The following is a 7,238-nucleotide window of genomic DNA, read 5'->3' on the forward strand; positions in this document are numbered from 1 at the left end:
ATCATAACCGTAGAGTCCGATCCAGCGGGAGGGCTGACCTACAACCTGTCACTGAGATACTCCTCAAGAGACAGTCTGACAATGGCAAACAGCATAACAGTCGGCACAGAAGCCGGCAGCATTATTTTCTGCACAAAGAACACAGGAAACCATTATATAAGAGTCTCGAGGAGTTCAGGGGAAGGCGATTATTCATTCAGCGTTCAGAAGCTCCAGCAGGACGATGCGAGTTCGGGTGGCGACGCGGGCGATGCTCTTTCGGAATCTACTCCGCTGCCGTTTGTCACACAGTTCGCTGCAACTTACACCGGCTACCTTCTCAGCAAAGATGACAGTGACTGGTATGCACTGACCTCCCTGCCCTCAGGCGTTCTCAATATTGCTCTGAGCTCTTCCGGCGGGAGGTTCACTTGTACCTTTACAACGCGAACGGCAATCAAGTTGCTTACTCAAACAACTACAGCGGTGAGCAAACCATCAGTCATTCAGTTACGAGTGAAGGGGGATTGTGGTATCTGAAGGTCATAAGAAATTACGGCGGAGGAGATTACTCCTTAACGATCTCCAGAGAACCTCTGATTCAAGTCCCGTGAAGTGGATGTAACGCCATAATCGAAGCGGTTTCGCGACGATTTAGAGAATCAGTCGTGGTAGATTCTGCTTATGCCAAGGATTTTCTACAGCTTGATGTGTTACTATCTAGGTATCTCACACCAGGAGCTGTAGATGGAGAACCTGCTCGTAGCAACCGGCCTAGCACTTGACGCGTTTGCCGTTTCAATATGTACTGGAATTTCTCTGGAGGATGTAACTCACAGACATGTTTTCAGGGTTGCATTCCATTTCGGATTCTTCCAGTTTGGAATGCCGATCATCGGATACTTCCTCGCAGCAAGTTTTCGAAACTACATAATGGATTTCGATCACTGGATTGCCTTCATTCTTCTTGGAATTATCGGCGGAAAGATGCTGCTCGAATCTTTGGACAGAGAAGAAGAGGTCTCATGCAAGGATCGAACTAGAGGCCTTACGCTCATCTTGCTTGCGATAGCTACCTCTATCGATGCCCTGGCTGTTGGAAGCGCGTATGCGTTTCTTGGAAATCCAATCATCCTCACTGCCGTAATGACGGGGCTGATTACCGCCACTCTGTCCGCTCTGGGAATAACGGGCGGGCAGAAACTGGGGCGGAAATTCGGCAAATTGATGGAAGCAGTCGGAGGGATCGTGTTGATCTCGATTGGCACAAGAATCCTCTTCGAACATCTCTACTAGGTCTATTGGACTAGTCTTTCGATGATTCCGACCAATTGCTTCCCGCTTTCTATAAGATTCGACTTGACCTCCTTCAAATCCTGTTTCATCTGTAATCCTTTGAAGTTCTTCGTGCCGACAACATTCGCGCCAGCCTTCTCAACTTTTGCGGAGAACCTCTTTAGGGCTTTCTCATTTGTCTCACCGGCTCCTACACCCACCAGGAACACACTCTTGCCTTTCAGATCGGCCTTTTTGACGAATGTATTCATCTGAGGCGAAGGATGCCAGGCGAAGATAGGAGTTAGCAGCACCACGAACTCGAAATCGCCGACATCTGGAAGAGGTTCTTTCAAAGGACTTCCAAGGCCAAGCAGCGCGGAGAACCCGGATATCGATTTCCCTGGCTTTTCATCTTCAAGTTTGAAAAGCTTTGCACCAATTGAATCTGCAAAGCTTTCCGCAATTTCCTTTGTCGAACCGGTTCTGCTGTAATAAACTGCACAGAGTTTCACATTGATCATCCCCTATTTTCCAAAATTGATCTTCCACTGGAAATCACATCGACTATCTGGAAATCCCGGTCAATGAACAAGATGTTTGCATAGCCTCCACTCTTGAGAAGTCCAATCCCGTTTCTCTGCAAGTGATAGAATGCGGACGGATTTGCCGTAAAAGGCTTCAAAGCTTCATGTATCGGAAGCCCTCTGTCTCTGACCAAACTTGTGAAAGTCTTCAAAAGAGTATCGACCGGTGCCGACCTTATCCCGACCAGGTTCTTTTCATCATCGAATCTGGGAAGAGAACCGAGACCGTCAGAAGAGACACAGATCCTGTCGAATCTTATCTTCTTGCTGAAGATGTCTTTTAGAACCAGGTGTGTTCTGTGTTCATCAGCAGTGATGTCAATATATCCGCCCTTTTTGCTCACCCAGTCGATGCCCTGACTCAAGAGCTCCTCCGATCGACAGATGTGCGTGGGGATAATCTGTCGGGGATTGAGAGTTCCATCGGCGACTGCTTCATGAAGCGGCTTAAGCTTCTCCTGTCCATCTCCAAGATGCAGGACAGTCACTCCTGCCTTGCCGGAAAGCATTCCGGCCACACGCGCGTCCATTGCAAATCTCTGAAGCTCTGTGGAACTAAGGTTGCTGCTTCTATGATCAGAGACGGCCACCTCGCCCACACCGATTATCTCGGGAATGAACACGATATCCCTCATAAGATCCCCCGTAAGCGTCTTCAGAGGGTATCTGTAAGAGCCTGTCAGCATGTAAGAATCTATCCCGGAGTTTCGGAAGTCCCTAACCTTTGCAAGCAGCGAAGCATGATCTCTGGTAACACCATCGGTGCCCAACATTCCTACAACCGTCGTGGTTCCGACTTCGGCGAATTGCTGTGAAGAACCTTCAGCAGTTCTTGATGAAAAGCCTCCCTCTCCTCCTCCACCAATTAGGTGGACGTGTCCGTCAACAAATCCGGGAACCGCATAAGACTCGCTAAAGTCGAATATCTCTCCATTGAGTGACCTAACTGCCGATTCGTCTATCCCTTCATCGATTTCGACAATTCTCTCTCCAGAAATCAGAATGTCATTCCTTCCGAGAGGTTCCGGAGCAAATACTTCAACGTTCTTAAACAGAGTTAACATCTATTCCTCCCCTTCCGATCCATAGGTCATAACGGCTTCAAAGGCTAGATCTCGCATTTCATAGTAGTCCTGGAAGGATCTCACTGTCAATATATCCGGCATAAAAGCTTCCGATGTATCGGATGTGGTCTTCCAATAAGTGGTTGAACAACTTACGGCAATTTCCGAGTTGGGCAGCTGAAATCTCTTCACTTCACCATAATGTCTCGGACTGCCACCGGTCGGTTCACCCACAAAGATCGCGTTTGTGCGTTTTCTCATGGAAATGGCATTGAGAACTGCCGAAGAGAAGGTTCCGCGATCGATTAGAACAAAGAGCTTTCCAGTTCTGTTCAATCTCCAATCTATCATCATTCTCAGAATGAAAGGTTCCAGAACTACTGAGCTGCCTCCTCCATTTCCCCTGAGATCAAGGACGAATTTGCTTACTGGGTTGGTCCAGGTGAATAGAAACATTCTGCAATTAAACAGTATGAACGGGTTTCCTCTTTCCGAACCACATGAAGCATAATGAAAGTGGAGGACTCCTGAATCGGGGTAATACTGATACCAGTACTTCCTTCCTTGATAGGTTCTGTCAATCTCATCCGCTCTCTTCTGTAACCAGTGAAATACTTCTCTTTGAGGCTTTACGGAGGCTTCTATTATCTTTCCTTCCTTTTCGACTTTAAGAAGAAGCTCCCCATCTGCTTCAACCATTCCCAGACCTTTCATAATCTCTTCTTTGTTCAAATAATCAGAGTGAGATTGGAGAAATCCCCACTCATTGTCATATGATACAACCTTCTTCAACCTTTCCAGAGCGTCATCGACTTCCATGCCCGCAATCTCAACTACTCTGCAGTTCAGCAGGTGCTTTTCACTTTCAGATGTAGCGACTATATAAAGCCCATCAGTAAACCAGTAAGTGTAAATCGGATACACGGCAAGCCTGCTATCGGGATAGATCGCAGTGTGGCCGTCTCCAATCGATGCGACGATTTCTGTAAGCCTTGTGTAGATCTCGCTCGACGACAGGTCCTCCAGATCGCGTTCCAGACTTCGCAGAAGCTGTCTGAACGTACCCTCGTCCGTCTTGAAATAGGGATTAGGGTGAGTTCTCGACAGTCTCTCTTCGAGAAACCCGATGTCCTGCCTCCACTCCTCTACGGATACATCCTCCAAAGCATGAGCGAGAAGTGGCAGTGCTAATGAGACCAAGAGGAAAAACACGGATAGAATTCTTTTCATCTTCACCATCCTTTCTGATATTCGATGAGATTTTATCATCTACGTGAGGTCTTACAGACATCCAGCCAGTTGTTCTAAAGAAAAGAGCCTCGCTGAATAAACTATGTATAATTCTTACATGAGCAGCAACGTACCGGTAAAGCGAGTACTTGACATAGCAGAATCTGACTGGCGCAACAGACAGTCTGCTCACTGCTTCGTAGGTCATTTGCAGAAATGAAAGGCTGTCATTGAGAACTATACCTGGCGAAGAGTCCGGACTGGCAATAGCGGAGAAATGTCTCCTTCGCCAACCATATCAGGCGTCAAGAGAATGGAGAAAGTGATTTTCTCAATCCCGAAGGGGAGGGCTAAATGTTCATCCTGTGGACTCTCATCGGCTTTTTTTCTGGCTCAGTAATGTACTCCAAAATAATATACGAGAAGAAGACTCTTCAGAAGATCTCGAAAATTGGAGACGGCAACCCGGGATCTACTAACGTGATAAGAGGAGCAGGGCTCTTGCTCGGGCTTTTTGCAATGGCTCTCGACTATTTCAAGGGGTATCTGCCCGTGTTGCTCGCCCTTTCAATTGGAGGAATTTCCGGCTGGGAGATAGTGCCCGTTGCGGTCTCTCCGGTCCTGGGTCACGCTTTCTCACCCTTTCTGAAAATGAATGGAGGCAAGGCCGTAGCGGTCTCTTTCGGCATCTGGTCAGGCCTAACCCAATGGGTCGGCCCTTCAATAATCGGAGCGTTCATGTTGTTGTTCTCGTTCGTCATAAATCCCAGAACCGATGGCTGGAAGGTAATTCTGAGCATGTGCGGCCTGCTTATCTTTCTCGTCATTCAAATGGACGCGGTCGCTATCTCCATATGGGCGATTAACGCTTCAGTCCTTGCTTTCAAACACAGGGATCAGCTTGCTTTTCCCATAGCATTCAGGTTTCGGAGGAAGAGTAGATGAGCTCTCTTCTCTTTCAGTCAATATCAGTCGCCCTCTTCCTGGGAATGATGTCTGTAATTTCAGTCTCCAATGCGATACTGATGAGAAAGATCAGCCGTTTCGAAGGGATTCTCTACGGCCCTCTGGTGTCGGTACTGATTCCTGCCAGAAACGAAGAGAAAAACATCTCGAAGTGCGTTTACTCCCTTCTGAATCAAGATTATCGCAATCTTGAATTGATCGTACTCGACGATAACTCATCTGACGCAACACTCCAAATCCTTGAATCAATTAGAAGTGAATCCAACAAGCTGAGAATAATTAAGGGAGAAGCTTTGCCAGAAGGATGGCTCGGGAAGCACTGGGCATGCCACCAGCTTGCAAGAGAAGCGAAGGGAGAGATACTTCTCTTTACAGATGCCGATACCGTTCACGCTTCCTCCACAGTTTCTCAAGCGACAGGCGTCATGATTAAGGAAAGAACAGATCTGTTGACAGCCATTGTCAAGGAGAGGACCGACACTCTGGGAGAATTGATAACGATACCATTCATGATTCACAGTGTCTTCTCGATCTTTCCACTCGTAATCGCTTATGGCAAGAGGTTTAAATCACTCGCGGTAACAAGCGGTCAGTTCATGATGTTCAGAAGGCTGTCCTATCTCTCAATAGGAGGCCATGAGGCAGTGAAGGACCACGGCGTCGATGATATCTCTCTTGGCAGACTGATAAAGAAAGCAGGAATGAAGTGGAGACTGTACGATGCGTCAGATCTTGTAGAGTGCAAAATGTACGGTGGATTCAAAGCAGCATATTTAGGCTTTCTCAAGAATTACTTCTCCCTGTTTGACTACAGAATACTCCCCGCTGCCTTTGTTTGGGGTTGGATGCTTACTTTGGACTTCTTTCCTCTCATAGTGGCTTTACTATTCATCTTTGGAGCCGCCATTCCAGAGTCTGCAGGGATTCTCTCTCTGATTAGTCTGACACTCTCATTCGGCATGTGGTTACTCGCGAGCGTAAAGTTTTCACTCAGGCCCCTGGCGATTTTCCTATATCCGCTGATCACTCTCATCTCATCAATTATCGGATTCCATTCGATAATTGTTCACCTTTGCGGAGCTACGAAATGGAAAGGTAGGGTGCTTGTAAAGAAGAAATCACGCTTATTTTAGTGCTTGCCTGAACCGCCAGTCGAATAATCATGTAGAATCTGATCGTATGACACAACTTTTCAAGGGAATGGTTTTTTGAAGCATTGGAAGATCTGGTTGATTGTTGCAGGCATTATCGCCTACGTTTTTTTTATAGAACCGAACATTCTGACGATCGAGAGGCTCACGTTCTCGGAAGAACCTTCGGCGAAAATTGCTTTCTTTGCCGATATTCATATCTGGACCAAGAAGCCTATTCACGATCACCTTCTTGAAAGACTCGTCGAAGAAGGAGTAGATCTGATTCTATTTGGGGGCGATGTTTTGTCCCCTTACACGGATATGGAGTACATGAAAAGTTACTTCTCCGAACTTGCCAGAATTGCGCCGGTATATGCCGTCTACGGAAACTGGGAAGAATCGGAAACGGACGTTATGGAGAGGATTTATGAGGAACTGGGAATAAACGTGGTCCATACCCGTTCGGCAATAATCCAGATTGCAGACAAAAAACTGGGATTGACGGGGACTCCTTCTCACCATTACTTCTCATGGACTAGATTTCTGCCCGAAGACAATTACGATCTGAAGATACTGATGGTACACGCGCCAAATCTGCTTGAAGAACACATGGACATTCTAGAGAAGTATGACCTGGTACTGGCTGGACATACACATGGAGGCCAGTTCTATATACCCTGGTTGACCGAGACTATACTGAAGACCTCAAGGGGATTCAGCGGAGACTTCTTCAGAGGTCTATACGAACCCGACGGAACAAAGATCTTCGTGACAAGGGGAGTCGGAGGATGGTTTCCCGGTAGACTGGCAAGTCCTCCCGAGATCTTGTTCATCGAATTCTGAATTCCATAGAATCTCCAGTCGATTCCTTACAAGTTCCTGCTGCCTTCATCTCTTTCCGCCCGATCTCTTAAAGATGGCTTCGAATCTATGTAATACCATGATATAATCGATCAAATTTTCTCTCTCCCTATGGAGGTTAATATGTTCTTTGCGATAATTCC

At 46.9% G+C, this 7,238-nt stretch carries 7 protein-coding genes; 4 read left to right on the top strand and 3 right to left on the bottom strand.

What is annotated here, in order from left to right; translation table 11 throughout:
• The first annotated feature begins 726 nt into the window (after positions 1 to 726).
• Positions 727 to 1,275 carry a manganese efflux pump gene (locus ENN47_01215; protein HDP76811.1) on the top strand — a complete coding sequence of 183 codons (549 nt, stop codon included), beginning with the start codon at positions 727 to 729 and terminating at the stop codon, positions 1,273 to 1,275.
• Positions 1,276 to 1,277: 2 nt separating this feature from the next.
• Here the strand turns inward: ENN47_01215 and ENN47_01220 are convergent, their stop codons facing one another.
• From ENN47_01220 to ENN47_01230, 3 genes are read right to left on the bottom strand one after another with little or no spacing between them, the layout of a single operon-like run.
• Positions 1,278 to 1,769, bottom strand: coding sequence for a flavodoxin family protein (locus ENN47_01220; protein HDP76812.1), 492 nt, complete (start codon positions 1,767 to 1,769; stop codon positions 1,278 to 1,280).
• Positions 1,770 to 1,774: 5 nt separating this feature from the next.
• Positions 1,775 to 2,905: a beta-aspartyl-peptidase gene (locus tag ENN47_01225; protein HDP76813.1), complete on the bottom strand. Its 1,131-nt coding sequence runs from the start codon at positions 2,903 to 2,905 to the stop codon at positions 1,775 to 1,777.
• Positions 2,906 to 4,135 carry a peptidase gene (locus ENN47_01230; GenBank protein HDP76814.1) on the bottom strand — a complete coding sequence of 410 codons (1,230 nt, stop codon included), beginning with the start codon at positions 4,133 to 4,135 and terminating at the stop codon, positions 2,906 to 2,908.
• Positions 4,136 to 4,489: 354 nt separating this feature from the next.
• Between ENN47_01230 and ENN47_01235 the strand changes: the two genes are divergently transcribed.
• The 3 genes from ENN47_01235 (at position 4,490) to ENN47_01245 (ending at position 7,077) form a co-directional block, all read left to right on the top strand.
• Entirely contained in the window at positions 4,490 to 5,080 is a 591-nt protein-coding gene (locus ENN47_01235; protein ID HDP76815.1) for a hypothetical protein, read from the top strand.
• The gene (locus ENN47_01240; protein ID HDP76816.1) at positions 5,077 to 6,234 is read left to right on the top strand and encodes a glycosyltransferase; all 1,158 of its coding nucleotides are present in this window, start codon (positions 5,077 to 5,079) and stop codon (positions 6,232 to 6,234) included. Before ENN47_01235 ends, ENN47_01240 begins: the two co-directional genes overlap by 4 nt.
• 96 nt (positions 6,235 to 6,330) lie before the next feature.
• The gene (locus tag ENN47_01245; GenBank protein HDP76817.1) at positions 6,331 to 7,077 is read left to right on the top strand and encodes a phosphohydrolase; all 747 of its coding nucleotides are present in this window, start codon (positions 6,331 to 6,333) and stop codon (positions 7,075 to 7,077) included.
• The last annotated feature ends 161 nt before the right edge of the window (positions 7,078 to 7,238 follow it).

This window comes from Mesotoga infera (genome assembly GCA_011045915.1).
Taxonomy (GTDB): Bacteria; Thermotogota; Thermotogae; order Petrotogales; family Kosmotogaceae; genus Mesotoga; species Mesotoga infera_D.